We start from the raw sequence: 17,590 nt of genomic DNA on the forward strand, positions 1-17,590 counted from the left end.
ATCGCGCGGCTCGCGCCGCCTCCGACAAACGCAAATGAAGGCGGCGAAAGCCGCATTCGCATGCGGCTTGGTCTGATCGTATATGGAATGATTAGTAGGTGCTCAACAGGAGCATGAGTGAAAACTATAGCATACGCGTTTAAGGACTGTCAATCGATGCCCGATCGATGCCGCTATGTCCGCGAGACAGTACTAGCAAGCGATTTCAGAAACTGCTCGACCCCGGCAAGCCCGTCCCGTTCCAGAATAATCAGCAACTGCGTACCGATGATAGCGATATCGCATTTGCCCTTCAAGAAGGCGACATCCTCCGCGCTCTGAATGCCGAAACCGACGGCAATCGGCGTCTTCGCCGCCGTGCGCGCGCGGTTCAGAAACTCGTCGCTCTCCTCGCCGAAGGAGGTCTTCGAACCGGTTACTCCTTTTCGCGCCGCGCAGTAGAGGAATCCGCCGGTCTGCCCGGACAAATACGCGAGACGCGCATTCGACGTATACGGGGTCACGATCAGAATCGGCTCCACTCCGAATTCGCGGCAGGCGTCCAGAAACTCGCCGCTTTCCTCGGGATACGCATCGGGCACGATCAAGCCGCGAATGCCGATTGCCGCGCACTTCGCGACAAAATCCCGGATGCCGTACTGAATGACGATATTGTAATAGGTCATGAAGATGAACGAGATCTCCGGAAAGTCCGCGACGACGCGTTCGGCGAACGCCATGCATCGGGCGGTCGTCGTCCCGTACGCCAGCGCCGCTTGATTGGCTCGCAAGAATACCGGACCGTCCGCGATCGGTTCCGAGAACGGCAGCTGCAATTCGACGAGCTCGACGCCGTTCTCATGAAACAAGCGGATCATCTCGTAGTTCGCGTCGAAATCGGGAAAACCGAGAATTTGATGGGTCATGAGCTGGATGGGCTTGCCCGACGCCGTCCCGTCTGCAATGCGGCGTGCGAGCTCACTTCTTGTATTGGCCGTGTTTCCGCTCGATAAAGGCGTTCCATTCTTCATCCCGCAATCCCTCCGCAACATTGAAAATATCTTTGTCTCCCCTGCCGGACATGTTGACGATAATCAGATCGGATGCCGTCGTCTCCTCGATGTGCTTGAACGCCCCGGCAAAAGCGTGCGTCGATTCCAGCGCGGGAATCAGCCCTTCCAGTTTCATGACTAACTGCAGCGCTTGGACGACCTCTTCGTCGGCCGCCGCCTCGAACCGCACGCGGCCCCGCTCGGCCAAATCGGCTAGTATCGGGGATACGCCTACGTAATCCAAGCCCGCGGCGATGCTGTACGTGTCTCTCATCTGGCCGTCTTGATTTTGCAGGAACAGCGTCTTGTAGCCTTGGGCTACGCCTGGCGTTCCTTCGCCGTATGCGATCCGCGACGCGTGGCTGCCCGATGCCTGGCCGCGACCGCCCGCCTCGACGCCAATGAGCTGCACTTCATCATGCGCATGGAAAGCTTGGAAAGCGCCCAGCGCATTCGAGCCGCCGCCCACGCATGCGTACACGCGGCTCGGCAAGCGGCCGGACGCTTGCAGGATTTGTTCCTTCGTTTCGATGCCGATGATGGATTGGAAGAAGGCCACGAGCGCCGGGAAGGGATGAGCGCCGGACGCCGTTCCGAGCACGTAATGCGTCGTTTCGAAGCTCGACACCCAGTCGCGAAGCGTTTCGTTGATGGCATCCTTCAGCGTCTGCGAGCCGTATTCGACGCCGATCACTTCCGCGCCGAGGCGCTTCATCCAGAACACGTTGGCATACTGCCGTTCCATGTCCTCCCGTCCCATGTAGATCGTGGCGGACATGCCGAGCTTGGCGGCAACCGTCGCGGTCGCTACGCCGTGCTGGCCTGCGCCCGTTTCGGCGATCAGCCGGGTCTTGCCCATCCGTTTGGCCAGCAGCGCCTGGCCGAGCGCGTTGTTCAGCTTATGGGCGCCCGTGTGGTTCAAGTCCTCCCGTTTGACGTAAATCCGCGCACGGCCGAAATGCGCCGTCAGCCGGTCCGCGAAGGTGAGCGGGGTCGGGCGGCCGGAATAGTTCGCGAGCAGCGCGCAATACTCATGCCAGAACGCTTCGTCGTATCGTACGGCTTCGAAATGTTTCGTAATCTCCTCGAATGCAGGAACGAGAATTTCGGGAATGAACGAGCCGCCGAAACGGCCGTAGTACCCATTATCCGATTGCAGCGTGCGGGCCGCTTCGGGGATTGGGTTATGAATGCCTTTCGTTTCTGTCGACATGGGCTGTTGCTCCTCCTTTGATCAATCGCATAATCGCATAAGCAGTCTGGAATCCGTTTCCGTTATTCGCCAAGGTGAAGCGCCATGACTGCTTTCGCCGTAGCGGCGTCCGTGACGAGGACGTCGATCCATTTGCCGCGCAGCGCGGCCGTGATCGCTTCTGCTTTGCGCTCGCCTCCGGCAATGCCGATCACGGTCGGAATCGCCCTCAGCTCGCTTGCGGACAACCCGATCCAGCGATGCTGTTCGGGAAAATCAAGCTCGCGGCCGTCCCGGTCGATGAATGAAGCGCACAAGTTCGCTACGGCGCCTCGTTCTTCCAGCATCGCGATATCCGCTCTGTTCACGCTGCCGGACTTCGCCATCGTCGCGCCTTCGTCCACTTCTCCGATGCTGATAACGGCGACGCGGCTGCGGCGCGCCAGCTGCAGCACCTTGTCGATCTCCGGCTCCTGCCGCAGCAGCTGCCCCGTCTCGATGCTGGACACGGTAGCCGGCGCATGCATCAGCCAATACTTGGATTTCAGCTTATTCGCAAACGCCATCGCATTGGAACCGGCATGCCACGAGGCCCCTTCCGATCCCCATCCGCCGATCAAGGGGACGAACCGCAGCCCTTCGCGCGGAAAATAATCCAGCTCGCCGGCCGCGCTCGCGACAGTCCTTCCCGCCATGACGCCGACGATATCGCCGTCCATCAGCACGGACTCGATCAACGCAGCGCTCGTGCGGCCAAGCTGCGATTGCAGCTTAAGCGGGTCGCCGTCGTCAACGTCGACGATGATCGCATCCTGAATGCCAAACGCGCTCACGAATTGCTTCTCCAGCTCCTGCTCGCCGGAGAACGGATTGTGGATCGCGATTCTTACGATCCCCTCCGTCTTCGCCGCCGTCAGCATCCGGCTGACATGCGGGCGCGAGATGCCAAGACGCTTGGCGATTTCCAGCTGGTTCAAACCGTCTTCGTAGTACAGCTGGCAAATCTTGACGAGAATGCGCAGCCGTTCGGGGTTCATTTCGCTCATTGGATGCATGGCCACCTTTGCGTCATGTACATATGTACATTATATAAACAAATGTTCAAGTTGGTTTGAGTATACAGGAGTACATCCATGTTGTAAACAACCAAGTCGAATCCGCCGGCATCACAAAAAAACGCCGGAGAGAAGTCTGTGCTTCTCTTTCGGCGTTGTCGCGGTGCGGATGCAGGCGATTCCAGATCAAATGATGGCGGCGAAGAACGTTGCATTTAGTTGCAACTATAGGCTTTCCAGCCAAATAAGGATGACAATATGCACGATTAGCATAATCGGAATTCCTGCCGCAAAGGCGGGATGCTTCGTCTTATGCCGGAACATGCGCATCGCGATGAACGCGCCGAGCGAACCGCCCGAGGCGCTCGTCCCGAGCAGCTTGCGCTCCGGTATGCGGTGCCTGCGATCTTTTACGGCGCGGATTTTATCGATTCGCATAAGCGCGAACGCATAGATGTTAATGATCACTAGATAAGCGGCGATCAGCTTCTCGATCGGCGACATGGTTGGATCTCCTTTCGTGTGGCGGATTCATATCATGGGCCAGGTGGACGGCAAGACTGAATTATGGCTGTGCCGCGGCGGACGGCAAGTTTGAGTTGCGGCTGCGGCCGCGGTAAGACTGGGCAGAGGCGACAAGGCAAGACCTAGTTACGATTGAACCGAAACGGCAAGGCTCTTACGGCTGCGGCCGCGGCTTTGCCCGGTTCGTCGCCAGCGCCTCGAGCGGATTATCCGGCCAATAATGCTTCGGATAGCGCCCTTTGAGATCTTTCTTGACGTCGAAATACGCATGCTGCCAGAAGCTCGCCAAATCCTGCGTCACCTGTACCGGGCGCTGTGCCGGCGACAGCATATGAATCGTCACGGGAAGTTTCCCGCCCGCGATGCGCGGCGTCTCCCGCAAGCCGAACAGCTCCTGCAGCCGAACCGCCAGCACCGGAGCGGCCGGATCGCTGTAATCCAGCGGAATGCGCGAGCCGCTCGGCACGGTAAGATGCGTCGGCACTTCCGCCTCCAGCAGTTGGCGTTCCGGCCAAGAAAGCAGCGCCTCCATGACGGCGATCATCGAGAGCCGCGATAAGTCGCCGCGGCTGCGCATGCCGCCGATGTAAGGGCCGAGCCATTTCGGAAGCGAGGCAATAAGCGCTTCATCGGAAACATCGGGCCACTCCGGATTATGCGCGTGCATCAGATTCATGCGATCGCGCAATTGCCGCGCTTGCTTGGACCAAGGCAGCAGGTCAAGCCCCTGCTCGGCAATGCCGCCAAGCAGCGCATCGGCAACGAGCGCGGGATCGGGATCATGCAGCTGCGCTTCCTTCAGGACGATCGCTCCGAGCCTCGACCGGCGGCGCGAGCGGACGGCCTCCGCCTGTCGCTCCCATTTCACTTCCGTTTCCGTCCGAATCTGGCCGGCGAAATACGTTTCGAGCTCTTCCAAGGCAAGCGGGGCAGCCAGCAGTATGCGGCTGTCGGTCCCGCTATCCTCCAGCTCTGCGGCCGCTAGATACGGCGCGGCCGAGAGCGGCTGCAGCTCCTGTACGGCTGCGCCCCGGCCGTTCCGGAGCAAGTACCGGCCATCGCCGCGCCGCTGGGCGATGCGGTCGGGATACGCGAGCGCGAGCAGCAGCCCGCACGCGGCATCCCTGCGCAGCTGCGCCGGCGGCTGGCTGGCCGCGCCGCGAGCGCTTGCGCCCGCCTGCGGCGAAAGGCCCGCAGCGCGCATCCATTCGCGCGCTTCCGCGGCAAGCCGCTGGACCGCCGCCGCATCGGCGGTCCCTTCCGCGGCGCGCCGCCCATGCAGCGCGTCAAGGCGCAGCCGCATGTCGATGCTGCGCGAGCCGCGCAGCACATCGCGGTCGCCGAGCAGCGCAGCCAGCTCGCAGGCAAGCGCGCCGAGCCCGAGCGGCTTCGCCTCCAGCACCATATGCGCCAGCCGCGGATGCATGCCGAGCTCCGCCATCGCTTGTCCATGCGGCGTCGGCCGTCCTTCGTCATCGAGCGCGTTCAGCTCCCGCAAGAGCTCAACCGCCTGCGCATATGCCGCCGCGGGCGGAGGGGTCAACCATGCCAGCTCGCCGGGATCGGCGATTCCCCAGATGGCAAGCTCCAGAGCGAGCGGCGCCAAATCCGCGCCAAGCAGCTCCGGGTCGCTCTGCGGCTTCAGCTGCCGATGCTCGCCTTCCGTCCACAGCCGGTAGCAGAAACCCGGCGCCTCCCTGCCGGCGCGCCCCCGGCGCTGATCGGCAGACGCGACCGAGACGGACACCGTCTCCAGCCTGGCCATGCCCGTGCGCGGAGAGAAGCGCGGCACGCGGCTGAGGCCGCCGTCCACGACGATGCGTACCCCGCGAACGGTGACGCTGGATTCAGCGATGGAAGTAGCGAGCACGATCTTCCGCTCGCCGCCCGCCGCGGCCGAGACGGCACGATCCTGCGCTTCCGGCGGCAATGCGCCATATAACGGCAGCACCGCAAAGTCGGCCGGAAGCACGCCGCCGGCCGCGGTGCCTCCGCTGCCGGACCGAGCGGCGCGCAGCAGTTGTTCGGCCCGTCGAATTTCGCCTGCTCCGGGAAGAAACACGAGCGCATCCCCTTCATGGCTGCGCAGCGCCTCGATCACGCAGCGCACGACCGCGTCTTCCAGCCGGCCCGTTACCGGCTTCGGCGAATAGAACGTCTCGACCGGATAGGCGCGGCCTTCGCTTACGAGCAGCGGCGCTCCGCCCAGCAGCCCGGCGACCGGCTCCGCTTCCAGCGTAGCCGACATGACGAGCAGGCGCAGCTCTTCCCGGAATACGGACTGCGCCTGCAGGCAGAGCGCAAGCCCGAGGTCTCCGTTTAAGTGGCGTTCATGGAATTCGTCGAAGATGACGAGGCCGACGCCTTCCAAGGAAGGATCCTGCTGCAGCATGCGCGTCAGTACGCCTTCCGTGATGACCTCTACGCGCGTGGCGGGCCCGACCTTCGTATCCATCCGCACCCGATAGCCGACCGTGCCCCCGACCTGTTCCCCGAGCGAAGCCGCCATGAAACGCGCAGCCGAACGGGCTGCCAGGCGTCGAGGCTCCAGCATGAGAATACGCTGGCCCGCCAGCCACGGCTCGTTCAGTAGCGCCAGCGGCACCCGGGTCGTTTTCCCCGCTCCGGGCGCGGCAACGAGCACGGCGGCCGTCCGTTCGCCCATCGTCTTGCGCAGCTCCGGCAGAAGATCGTCGATCGGCAGCCGCGCCTCGATTCTGCTCCCCGCCCCCGGCCCTCCACCGTCAGATCCGGGCTTTGCATGATCATTCACGTTCATCGTTCAATCCCCTGTCCTGTCATTTCCTATGCTCCATTATAGGGACAGGACGGCAAACCCGTCAAAAATCCGCCTCATCGACGCTTGAACCGGGTTAACATAGCCGCTCGCCGACCTATGCGCGTTCTCCAAGGCACTGCCCTGGCCGCAAAACAAAAAAACGCGCAAACCATCCGGTCCGCACGTCTTACTTTCCCGCCGTAGCACGTCTTATTTTCCCGCCGTTTATGGTACCTCGAGTGCTAGAAGGGGTACTTCGAGTGCCAGAAGGCATTCTCTTCTTCAGAGGTTTCCAGCAGCTCCATATGCGATCAAGCCTCGCCCTGCGTGCTGACCGCTTCTGTCACCGCGTCATAAACGAGGCAGCCGAGCGCATTGCCAAGCGTCGTCGCCGCGCCCGCATACGGAAGCGACACCCCGTATTTGTCCGTCTGGCTCGCAGCGACTACGATGGCATCCGTGGTTGTTCCCGTCGCCGGCAAGCCGTGCAACCGGTCGATGATGCCGCAGTCTTGCAGCGCCGTCGTTTTCGCTTCCGTAGCCGTGATGACGGCATTCACCATGGCGGCGGCCGTCAGATTTCCATCGATAAACAGAAACATATTGACCGTCCCCGGCGCGTATGCCGGATACGTCGGACGCGCGAGTCCTGCGCGAGCGGCATTGCCCGTGCCTGCCGTAACGCAGCACAGCAAGGCAAACGCATCTCCGTTTGCCTCGATGACCGAAGCGTGCGTCAGCTTGGCGGCAGTCAAGAAGCCCAGCGTCGCGTGAGGCGGGCAGCCCCATTCAATGAGCTTCAAACCGAATTCATGCGCAGGATCGGCGCAGTCATAGTCTAGCGGCACCTCTCGGTTAATGAACCGATCGGCGCTGCCGAAGCCGCCGCCATGCAGCGCGCTGCTAAGCGTCATGAACGCTTTATCCGTTTGGATCATCAAGCGGTCTTCCGCATATCGGATGGAAATGCCGGAGCAAATCGACGATTCGTACGTTGTTTGAGCTCCATGGCGAAAAGGTTGACTCATCGCTCCGCTCCCCCTTGATTCAATTCGATAGGCCCATCATAGCCTTAAGTTTGCCGATATCGACATGCTGCCGCACATGAGCGGCCAATCGCGAGAACGCCTGCTCCCGCAAAGCTTGGAAGCGAACGCCGTCCTCGAGCGGCGCCCAGCCCCGAGCGGCTCGAAGCCGATTCAACCAGGCTCTGCGGAAATCATCGTTATGCAGCACGCCATGCAGAAACGTCCCCCATACGCGACCGTCCGCGCTGGCGCAGCCTTCTGCCTCATAACCGGATGCTAGACCGGCAGCGGCTGATTCGTTCGATTCGACGCCCGCGTTCATTTGAATGTTCTCGTCTTCGTTCTTGTCCTCGTTCTTGTCTTCGTTCTTCTCTTCGTCCTTGTCCTCGTTCTTGTCTTCGTCCGTGTCCTCGTCCGTGTCCTCGTCCGTGACGAAACGGCACTCCCTTAGCAGGAAAGGCCTCACGCTTACCGGAAATAAATCTGCCCGGCCATCCGCAAGACGGCCGGCCTCTTCATGGACATTTCCACCGGGCGCTTCCGTTGCTTTCCATAACACGGCCCCTGTATGAATTTCGTAGCCCGCAACCCGGTACGTTCCGGGCAAGCCGGGGATCGCTCCCGTGCCTTCAACCCTCACGGTCCGTTTCTCGGCGGCGAAGCGGACCTCGAACGGGAACCAGCCCAGTCCCGGCGTGACATCCCGGTCCGACTCCGAATGCGCGGGATCCAGCAGCGTCTCGCCAAACATTTCGAACCCGCCGCATATCCCTACGATATGTCCGCCGTCCCGCCGGAACCGTTCCAGCCGATCCGCCAGCCCGCTGGATTGCAAGCCGATGAAATCGTCGACGGTGTTTTTGCTTCCGGGCACGATGACTGCATCCGGTTCGCCCCATTGCTCAACCGCGGTTATATAGCGGACCGCGACGTCCGACTCGGCTTGGAGCGGATCGATATCCGTGAAATTCGAAATATGCGGCAGCCGCAGAACCGCGATGTCCAGCTTCCCGTTCGAACGTACGGTCGCGGCGTCCGCTCTTCCCGCGGTCGAGATCGCTTGATCGAGCGACAACGAATCCTCGTCCTCGAGGCCAAGATTGGGCAAATACGGCACGACGCCGAGCACCGGCTTGCCGGTCTTCGCTTCCAGCCAATCCAACCCCGGCTGCAGCAGCGAGAGATCGCCGCGGAACTTGTTAATGACGAAGCCGCATACCCGGTCCCGCTCATGCGGTTCCAGCAGCTCGAGCGTGCCTACGATGGAGGCGAATACGCCGCCGCGGTCGATATCGGCTGCCAGCACGACCGGGGCGTCCGCCCAGGCCGCCGCACGCATGTTGACGATATCCCGGTCCTTCAGGTTGATTTCCGCCGGACTTCCCGCCCCCTCCAGAACGACGACGTCGTAAGCTTCCCGCAGCCTGCGAAGCGCCGCTTGAACGATAACGCCCGCTTCCTTCAACACTTCCTCCCGGTAGACCCGCGCTTGGAAATCGCCGAGCGGCCTGCCGTGCACGATCACCTGCGACACCATATCCTTCTTCGGCTTGAGCAGGATCGGATTCATGTCGGTCGTAGCCAGTATCCCGCACGCGTCCGCCTGCATGCCCTGCGCCCGTCCGATTTCCTTGCCGTCCCACGTGACGTAAGAATTCAGCGACATGTTCTGAGACTTGAATGGCGCGGCCGTCAAGCCGTCCTCTGTTAGAATACGGCAAATCGCGGCGGTCAAGAGACTTTTGCCGACATCCGAAGCCGTGCCTTGGATCATCAGCGTACGCGCCAGCGGCCTAGCGGCGTTCACTTGACGGGACGATTTGTCGGCAGCGTCCGTTTTAACCGTCATGCCCGATTGATCCATCCTATTCGTCATCCCCTCTCGCCTCTTCCCTCGAACAGCTCCCGCAGCTGTTCCAGCAGCGCCTCGTTATCGGGACGGAGCCGGACCGCGATGCGAACATAGCGATTATCCAAGCCGATGAACCGGGAAGCGTCGCGAATAAGCAAACCTTTCGGGCCAAGCGCCGCCTGCAGACGTTCCGATGTCCAACCGAAATGTTCAGGGAGCGCGAATAAAATATGATTGACTGCGGCGCTGCCGAATACGAATAGTCCGAGCGCCTGCAATTTCTCCGTCATCCATGCCCGCTCCGTTCGCAGCCAAGCAACGGTTTGTTCGGCATATTCCGCATCGTCAAGCACCGCCTCGCCGATCAGCTGCGCGAGCGAATTAACGCTCCACGGCACCTGCAGCTCCGAGAGCCTGCGAATAAGCGAAGGCTCCGCCGCCATATAGCCAAGCCGGATGCCCGGAATCGCATAAAACTTCGTCATCGAGCGAAGGACGATCAGTTTCTCGCGCGAAGCCGCTTCGCCAAGCAAGCTAAGCCCGGATTCGTCGGCGGCAAAATCCATGAACGCCTCGTCCATCGCAACCGTTTCGCCCTGGCGAAGCAGTTCTTCCACGATCGTCCGTTCGACCGTTTGACCCGTCGGATTGTTCGGCGAGCCGAGAAACCAGAGCGTTTCGCCGCTCTTCAGACCGTTTTCCCGAAGCTGCTTCAGCTTGTCCAACGCAGCGTCCATTGTCAGCCGAAAATCCAGCTCCGCCTTCAGCCCGACCGCATGCACGGCGCTGCCGATCTTCGCCGCAGCTTCGCGGTATTCGATGAAACAAGGTTCTGCCAGCACCGTCGCCTTAGGGCGAAGCTCGCGGAACAACAGATCGATCAGCTCGGCGGCGCCGTTCCCGACCAGCAGGCAGTCGGCAGGCACGCCGTGCCGTTCGGCAAGCTTGCCGCGCAATCCGCGTACAGCCGGATCCGGGTAGCGTGATATGAACGACTCATAGCGGCGAAGCAGCTCGCCGACGCAAGCAGGCGGACCGAACGGATTCATATTCGCGCTGAAATCGATAAAATCCCCCTCGTTCCCTTGTTTCCCGTACAGCTCCCGGGCGGTCAGCCAATCCCCTCCGTGACCGTAACGTTCCAGCATAAACAGCGCTCCTTTCCCTGACTACAATTGTACGACCAGCGTAAACAACAGTACTGCTTCAATCATTTCGGTCAGCGCCCCGTACGTGTCGCCCGTCAAACCGCCTAGCTTGCGGCACATCCATGCAGCAAGCACGCTTCCCGCGCCGATCGCGATGCCGGCAGGCAGCGCATAGGACGCCAGCGCGCCGAACGAGGCCGCCGGGAATACCCAGATACAGACAGCCGTCATCAGCGCCTGCGCCAATGCAGCGGCGACCGCATGCTTCGGCCGGACGAGCTTGAACATCGAAGCCATCCCTTCATCCGGTCTGGCGAACGGCCAGAAAGCCATGGCCGCGACGACCCAAAGCCTGCTCAGCCCGCAAGCCATCGCGAATATCGGCGCCTCGGCAAGCCAGTCCTGCCCTTCGTCGAACCAAGTGCCGAGAACGGCGAATTTGAACAGCAAGAGGACAACCGCGGCAATGACGCCCATCGCGCCGACGCGGCTGTCCTTCATGATTTCAAGCATCCGTTCGCGGGAACGATGGCTGAGAATGCCGTCAGCCGTATCCATCAAGCCGTCCATGTGAAGGCCGCCGCTTAACAGCAGCCATACGGCCATGAGCAGAACCGCCGCCGGCATCGCCGGCACGCTTCCGTCCATGCAAGCGCCTGCCGCCGCGACGATACCCCCGATCACGGCGCCGACTACCGGGTAGTACGCGACGCTTCGCGCCAGCATTTCCGGCGTGAACGGAATCGCTGCCGGTATCGGAATGCGCGTCAACAGCTGGAACGCCGTGCCGATCGCTTGCAGCTCTCGTTTCAAATCAACCATAGCCATACAGCTATCACCCCCGCGCAACAAAATAGACTGACCGCGTACAACAGCCGAACCGTCCGTACGATATCGTAAGGCTCAAGCGGCCGAAGCGGCCATCCGAGCCGGGCGCGTTCGTTCTCGACGCCGAAATACACATTGCGTCCGCCAAGCTCGATGCCGAGCGCGCCCGCGGCGGCGGACTCCGGAATGCCGCTGTTGGGACTCGGATGCAGATGCGCGAAGTGCCGCACCGCCCGAAACGCCCGCTTCCCTGACAAGCCCGGCGTCACCGCCGCGGCTAACGTTATCAGCCATCCGCATAGACGCGCCGGCATATAATTCAGCACATCGTCGAACCGGGCGGACGCCCAGCCGAAATGCGCGTAACGTTCATTTTTGTAGCCGACCATGGAATCGAGCGTATTGGCCGAACGATACAACATCGCCAGCGGAGCCGCACCGATCAGCGCGAACAACAGCGGGGAGAGAAACGCGTCAACCGTATTCTCCGCGACGGTCTCGATGGCCGCGCGGGCAGCTTCCTTCCCTCCCATGGCAGACGTATCACGGCTTACGATATAGCCTACGTATTTGCGCGCTTGAATCAAGTCGCCCCCTGCAAGCGGCCGATAGACGAGCATGGCCGCGTCCTTGAGCCCTTTGACGGCCAGCGTCGTGGAAATCAGCCAAGCCGACGCGGCATATCCGAGCCATGGATGAATCCACGAGGCCGCGAGAATGATGCCATACGTCATCACGCCAGCGGCGGCTACCGTCGTTATCGTCAGCAGCATGCCGCGCTTCTTCAAGGATGCGGGAGACAGCTCGCGGCCTTCGGGGCGCAGTGCCCGTTCCAGCCGCGCAATGAATTGTCCGATCCAGATGACCGGATGCGTCGGCCATCTCGGATCACCGACGATCCAATCGACGATAATCGCCGCCGCGGCCAGCAGCAGCGTTTCATGCAGGGAATAGAACAGCATGCCGTTCAGTCCTCCCCGAACGCAAACGCATGTTTCTTCAGATCCAGCGGCATGCCTGCTACGACAAGGTACGCTTCGGCGCAGACGGCAGCCAATTTGCGATTCAGCCGTCCCGCTTCATCGCGGAAACGCCGGCCTAACGGGTATGCGGGCACGATGCCGCTCCCGACCTCGTTCGTGACGAGCAGCAGCGGACCCGTATAATCCGCAACGGCGGCGATCAGCTTATCCGCTTCTGCATGCAATTCGTCATACCGATTCGCGTCTTGGCCGCTCTCTGTATCGTAGTCCGCGCGGAGCAGCCAGTTCGTCAGCCATAACGTGAGGCAATCGACGAGGACGGCAGGCCGTTCCGCGTCTTCACGATGTTCGGCTTCCAGCCGTTCCAACAGCTCCGCCAGCGCCAATGGTTCTTCGATCGTCCGCCAACCATAGCCGGACTGCTCCCTGGTCGCCCGATGATGGGCGGTTCGTTCCTTCATCTCGTCGTCCCAGATCTGAGACGTTGCAATATAAATCCCCTGCTTCGCGAGCTTCATCGCATAGGCCTCGGCAAACCCGCTCTTGCCGCTCCTGGCACCGCCCGTAATGAAAATCGCCATGTTTCCCCCTCGTTTCAATAAGGCTTCACGCCGAGCCTTGATTTACCTCTCCTGACGATTACTCCCGCGAAACGCCGGCACTCTCGAATGTTGCCATTTCCCGCATGACGTTGAGGGCCGCATCGACAAAATGGAAGGCCAGCACCGCTCCCGTTCCTTCGCCAAGACGCATGTCGAGCTGGATCATCGGCGACAGCCCGAGCTTCCGCAGCAGCATGGCGTGACCTTGCTCTTGAGAAAGATGCGAGCCGATCATGAATGCGGCCGCTTTCGGCGCGATCGCAGTCGCTGCCAGAGCAGCTGCCGAAGAGATGAAGCCATCGACAACGACGAGACAACGGTTCGCCGCTGCCCCGAGGATGACGCCGGCCAGCCCGGCGATTTCAAGTCCGCCGACTTTGGCAAGCGCGGCGATCGGATCGAAGGCATCCGGTCGGTTGCAGGCAATCGCCCGTTTGACGACCTCGATCTTATGCAGCCGTCGTTCCTCATTAATGCCCGTCCCGAGACCGACCGCCTCGTCCGCCGTCATTCCCCCGAGCACGGTGCATAGCGCTGCGCTCGCCGTCGTATTGCCGATGCCCATATCGCCCGTTGCGAACATCCGATAACCTTCCGCGGCTAACCGGGACACGAGCTCGAACCCGCTTAGTATGGCTGCGACCGCCTCTTCCCGGGTCATGGCCGCTTCGCGCGTCATGTTCGCCGTTCCTTTGCGGGTTTTGCAGCTGATGAGCGCTTCATGTTTCAAATCGGCATTGACGCCCATATCGACGCAGAATACATCCGCCTGCGCACCGCGGGCAAGCACGTTGACGGCTGCGCCTCCGGCCAAGAAATTCAGCACCATCTGCGGCGTCACTTCAGCCGGGAAAGCACTGATTCCCTCTTCGCAAACGCCGTGGTCGCCGGCCATAACGATGACGGCACGCTTCGAGAAATCCGCCGCGATTTCCCCAGAAATGCCGGCGGCCCGAATAGCGATGTCCTCCAAGCGGCCAAGACTGCCGGGCGGCTTCGTCAAATTGTTTAAATGCTGCAAGGCATCTGCCATAGCCGCTGCGTTCAAGTCTTCGATTTCATTGATTAATGTCGTTAATTTTAATTCGTTCATTCCTATCTCTTCCTTTCAACATTCGACTATCAACTTTCGACTTCCCACTTCAACTATATAGATCTCTGTCTGCCATTGGCGCGGCATCCGGTCGCAACAGCAGCTGCGGTACGCCTGTTTCGGGATGCGGGAGCACGATGGCGCTCGCCCCGAACACGCGGCGGATCAGCTCGGGCGTGACGACTTCAAGCGGCGACCCGAACGCGTCGACGATGCCTTCATGGAGCACTAACAGCCGATCGCAGTAATGCGCTGCCAAGTTCAGATCATGCAGCACGGCCACGACGGTCAATCGCCGTTCCTTCTGCCAGCGCTTCACCGTATCCAGCAATTGCAGCTGGTAACCGATGTCCAAATACGTGGTTGGTTCATCCAGCAGCAGCAGCTCGGGCTCCTGCGCCATCACCTTCGCGAGCGCGACGCGTTGACGCTCGCCGCCGCTCAGTCCGTCGATCCGGCGATCCTGCAGCTCGAGCAAACCCATATCCTCCAGCACCCGCTCGACGATCTCTTCGCCTTCGAACGATTCTTCGCCAAGCCAATTTTGATAGGGGAACCGCCCCATGCGAACGGCTTCGCGCACCGTAAATCCGACCGGGGGCAAACCGCCCTGCTGCAGCACGGCGACTTTCTTGGCCAGCTCCTTGCGCTTGTAGACCGCAGCCGGCCGGCCATCGAGCAGTATCTCGCCCGACGAAGGTTTCTCCGTGCCCGACAGCAGCCGCAGCAGCGTCGATTTGCCGACGCCGTTCGGTCCGATAATGCCGTACATCGCGCCTTTCTCGAACAAGAGATTAATATCATTAAGTATCTTCCGGCCCGCAATGGCCATCGCTGCCGATTTCGCCTCGATCATGATGCGCTGCCTCCCTGCTGCACCTTGCGCCGATAAAGCAAATACGCGAAGAAAGGAGCACCGATCAACGCCGTCACGATGCCAAGCGAGACTTCTTTGGGACTAAGCGCCGTTCTCGCGAGCGTGTCCGCCCAAACCAGATAGAAGCCGCCTCCGATCGCGGATAGCGGAACGATGATGCGATAATCCGGTCCGACGAGCAGACGAATCAGATGCGGCACGACCAGTCCGACGAAACCGACGACGCCTGCGACGGAAACGGCAACTGCCGTCAATAACGTGGAAGTAAGCAGGACGATTAGTTTCGTGCGCTCGACGTTAACGCCGAGATGCGCCGCATGACGCTCGCCGAATGTGAACAAATTCAAATGCTGTGAATAGCGAATCATAACGGGCAGTCCGACGATCAGGAACGGCGCGATCAGCTTCACGTGCTCCCAGCTCCGCCCGCTGAGGCTGCCCATCAGCCAAAACATCGCTTCGTTAACGACGCTTTGCGACAGCGTCACCATGAAGGAAACGAGCGCCCCCAGGAAAGCCTGCACGATGACGCCCGACAAAATCAGCGTTTCCACGTTCATCGATCCTCTTGCCCGCGAGAGCCCGAACACGATCAACAGCGTTACCATCCCGGTTCCGAACGCAACCAGCGGGACCGACCACAGGCCGATTGCCGATTGAAGGCCGAAGACGATCATGAACGCAGCGCCCACGGAGCAGCCCGAAGCGACGCCGAGCGTGAACGGGTCGGCAAGCGGATTGCGAAGCACGCCCTGGAATCCGGCTCCTGCCAAAGCAAGACAAGCGCCGATCAGCACGCCGAGAACGACACGCGACAGTCTCAGCTGCGTCACGATCGCGATGTCTCCGGCATCCCATTTGGTACTTGCGTCGGGCATCCAAGGCAGCTGATGAAGGAGGATCCCCCAAACGTCTCTCAGCGGCAGGCCGGACGAGCCGATCGAGAGACTGACGACGATAGATGCGAGTAAGAGAAGCATCGCTGCTCCTCCATACAGGACTAATTTCGCTCGCATCTTACTTGAACAGATCCGGATGCAGCTTCTTCGCCACTTCCAGCAGACCGTCGGCGAGGCGCGGACCTACGCGCGTTAACGGATCCTGGTCGACTTCAAACACTTTTTTATCTTTAATGGCATTAATGACATTCCAGCCCGGACGCGTTTCGATTGCCGTGAGAATCGGATTTTTCTCGCCTTCTTTGACGGTCATCGACGCGTAGATGATCGCGTCGGGATTCGCCTTCACGACAACCTCGGGATCGATTTCGTACCAATTCGGTTCGGTTGCGATATTCGTTCCGCCTGCCAGCGTAATGATCTCATCCAGGAACTCTCCCTTGCCGACTGTCCAGCCCGGCGCGAATTCCAAGTAGACATTCGGCTTCGGCGCATCCTTGACCGCATCCGTCACCTGCGTGCGCACTTGCTCCATATGATTGGCTACTGCAGCCGCTTCCTTCGGCTTGTCGAGAATCGCGCCGATTTGCTTCACTTTCTCGATTACGGCGTCGTATGTCTTCGGATCCGTTGCATAGACCGGCAGCTTCAACGAACGCAGCTTGTCGACCACGGCTTGACTCATCGTGTAGGATGCCAGAACGAGATCCGGTTTTAACGAGACGATTTTCTCGATATCCGCGTTCATGTCCCCGATTTTCGGCTTATCCGCCGCTTCTTTCGGATAATTGGAATAGTTGTCGACACCCGCGATTTTATCGCCCGCGCCCAGCGCATACACGATTTCCGTCTCGCTCGGCACCAACGTGATGATCCGCTGCGGCGCCGCGCTGAACGTCAGCTCGGTGTTCGTAACGTCCTTCACCGTAAGCGGATATACGGTGGCTTGCGCCGCGGTTCCCGCATCGCCGGCGTTCGCTGCCGCCTGATTGCCGCCGTTGGCAGCAGCATCTTCCGGCTTATTCGCTGTATTCGAGGACGGCGCATTGTTCGCCGCTCCGCTGTCGTTCGTCTCTTTCGTTCCGCAAGCTGCTGTCGCCAGCACAATCGCTGCCGTTATTAAGATGAAGCCGACTTTACGGATTGAAGCTAGTTTCCATTTCCCATTCATAGTTCTCTCTCCCATATCGCTGATTTCCTTTCTCCCAACCTGCTACTTGATTGGCAACAAAAAAAAGCATTTCCGACTAAAGTGTCAGAAATGCTCGCGTCCCCATGAACGGCTGCCAATGAACGCCGCGCCTGCGCAGCGACGGATTTCGCGTACGAATCCGTGTCATTGCCATATTTCTAACACCTCCCTAAGTCCTCGTAGGTAGCGTTACGCATTACAGGCAGGTTTCCTGACTTGGAGCGAGACATCAGGGTCTTCCCGGACTTCGTGCGTCCAGTGACTTCATCCTGATGCTTTGCCTGGGCCGATCAAGCAGCCGCGGCACTCCTTACAGTGGCGGGTCCGTGCCGGTTTCACACCGGTCTTCCCTTTTAAGCTTACACTCGCATCGTTCGCGATTTCAGCACCTGTAACAACAGCTATGCAATTTGCTATTCCGTGTAAACTATACCACCCTCGGTATGGGATGTCTATAAAAGCGCATGGGAAAAAGAGGTCTAATGGCCGGGGTATGGCACATAAGA

The 17,590-nt window shown here is 60.4% G+C and carries 15 protein-coding genes and 1 riboswitch; all 15 genes read right to left on the reverse strand.

Translation table 11 applies throughout. From position 1 onward, the window contains the following. Window positions 1-173: 173 nt before the first annotated feature. The 15 genes from trpA to GZH47_RS03465 all read right to left on the reverse strand — a co-directional run bounded on the left by trpA (window position 174) and on the right by GZH47_RS03465 (window position 17,063). On the reverse strand, window positions 174-1,010 hold the full coding sequence (gene trpA / locus GZH47_RS03395; protein WP_162638540.1) for a tryptophan synthase subunit alpha: 837 nt from the start codon (window positions 1,008-1,010) through the stop codon (window positions 174-176). Next, on the reverse strand, window positions 958-2,244 hold the full coding sequence (trpB, locus tag GZH47_RS03400; protein ID WP_162638542.1) for a tryptophan synthase subunit beta: 1,287 nt from the start codon (window positions 2,242-2,244) through the stop codon (window positions 958-960). Before trpB ends, trpA begins: the two co-directional genes overlap by 53 nt. 62 nt (window positions 2,245-2,306) lie before the next feature. Next, window positions 2,307-3,269: a sugar-binding transcriptional regulator gene (locus GZH47_RS03405; protein ID WP_162638545.1), complete on the reverse strand. Its 963-nt coding sequence runs from the start codon at window positions 3,267-3,269 to the stop codon at window positions 2,307-2,309. Between the two features lie 234 nt (window positions 3,270-3,503). Beyond that, a complete protein-coding gene (locus tag GZH47_RS03410; RefSeq protein ID WP_162638547.1) occupies window positions 3,504-3,782 on the reverse strand; it encodes a DUF1294 domain-containing protein in 279 nt (92 codons plus the stop codon). Window positions 3,783-3,957: 175 nt separating this feature from the next. Continuing rightward, window positions 3,958-6,582: an ATP-dependent helicase HrpB gene (hrpB, locus tag GZH47_RS03415; RefSeq protein WP_162638548.1), complete on the reverse strand. Its 2,625-nt coding sequence runs from the start codon at window positions 6,580-6,582 to the stop codon at window positions 3,958-3,960. A gap of 311 nt (window positions 6,583-6,893) precedes the next feature. Continuing rightward, the gene (locus GZH47_RS03420; RefSeq protein ID WP_162638550.1) at window positions 6,894-7,610 is read right to left on the reverse strand and encodes an adenosylcobinamide amidohydrolase; all 717 of its coding nucleotides are present in this window, start codon (window positions 7,608-7,610) and stop codon (window positions 6,894-6,896) included. A 19-nt stretch (window positions 7,611-7,629) separates the two neighbouring features. Next, the gene (locus GZH47_RS03425; RefSeq protein WP_162645054.1) at window positions 7,630-9,384 is read right to left on the reverse strand and encodes a cobyric acid synthase; all 1,755 of its coding nucleotides are present in this window, start codon (window positions 9,382-9,384) and stop codon (window positions 7,630-7,632) included. Between the two features lie 98 nt (window positions 9,385-9,482). Beyond that, window positions 9,483-10,610, reverse strand: coding sequence for a pyridoxal phosphate-dependent aminotransferase (locus tag GZH47_RS03430; protein ID WP_162638552.1), 1,128 nt, complete (start codon window positions 10,608-10,610; stop codon window positions 9,483-9,485). 21 nt (window positions 10,611-10,631) lie between these two features. Continuing rightward, window positions 10,632-11,438: an adenosylcobinamide-GDP ribazoletransferase gene (gene cobS, locus GZH47_RS03435; protein WP_162638554.1), complete on the reverse strand. Its 807-nt coding sequence runs from the start codon at window positions 11,436-11,438 to the stop codon at window positions 10,632-10,634. Then, window positions 11,420-12,400 (reverse strand): adenosylcobinamide-phosphate synthase CbiB, encoded by a 981-nt coding sequence (gene cbiB / locus GZH47_RS03440; protein ID WP_162638556.1) that lies wholly within the window; start codon window positions 12,398-12,400, stop codon window positions 11,420-11,422. The genes cobS and cbiB overlap by 19 nt, the downstream gene beginning before the upstream one ends. A gap of 5 nt (window positions 12,401-12,405) precedes the next feature. Then, window positions 12,406-13,002 carry a bifunctional adenosylcobinamide kinase/adenosylcobinamide-phosphate guanylyltransferase gene (gene cobU / locus GZH47_RS03445; RefSeq protein WP_162638559.1) on the reverse strand — a complete coding sequence of 199 codons (597 nt, stop codon included), beginning with the start codon at window positions 13,000-13,002 and terminating at the stop codon, window positions 12,406-12,408. A 58-nt stretch (window positions 13,003-13,060) separates the two neighbouring features. After that, window positions 13,061-14,116 (reverse strand): nicotinate-nucleotide--dimethylbenzimidazole phosphoribosyltransferase, encoded by a 1,056-nt coding sequence (gene cobT / locus GZH47_RS03450; RefSeq protein ID WP_162638561.1) that lies wholly within the window; start codon window positions 14,114-14,116, stop codon window positions 13,061-13,063. A 49-nt stretch (window positions 14,117-14,165) separates the two neighbouring features. Next, entirely contained in the window at window positions 14,166-14,972 is an 807-nt protein-coding gene (locus tag GZH47_RS03455; protein ID WP_162638564.1) for an ABC transporter ATP-binding protein, read from the reverse strand. Beyond that, window positions 14,969-16,009, reverse strand: a complete 1,041-nt coding sequence (locus GZH47_RS03460; RefSeq protein WP_162638566.1) for a FecCD family ABC transporter permease — start codon at window positions 16,007-16,009, stop codon at window positions 14,969-14,971. The genes GZH47_RS03455 and GZH47_RS03460 overlap by 4 nt, the downstream gene beginning before the upstream one ends. A gap of 1 nt (window position 16,010) precedes the next feature. Continuing rightward, window positions 16,011-17,063, reverse strand: coding sequence for an ABC transporter substrate-binding protein (locus tag GZH47_RS03465; protein ID WP_162638568.1), 1,053 nt, complete (start codon window positions 17,061-17,063; stop codon window positions 16,011-16,013). Between the two features lie 205 nt (window positions 17,064-17,268). Further along, window positions 17,269-17,492, reverse strand: a riboswitch (cobalamin riboswitch). Window positions 17,493-17,590 lie beyond the last annotated feature (98 nt).

It is taken from the genome of Paenibacillus rhizovicinus (genome assembly GCF_010365285.1).
Taxonomy (GTDB): domain Bacteria; phylum Bacillota; class Bacilli; order Paenibacillales; family Paenibacillaceae; genus Paenibacillus_Z; species Paenibacillus_Z rhizovicinus.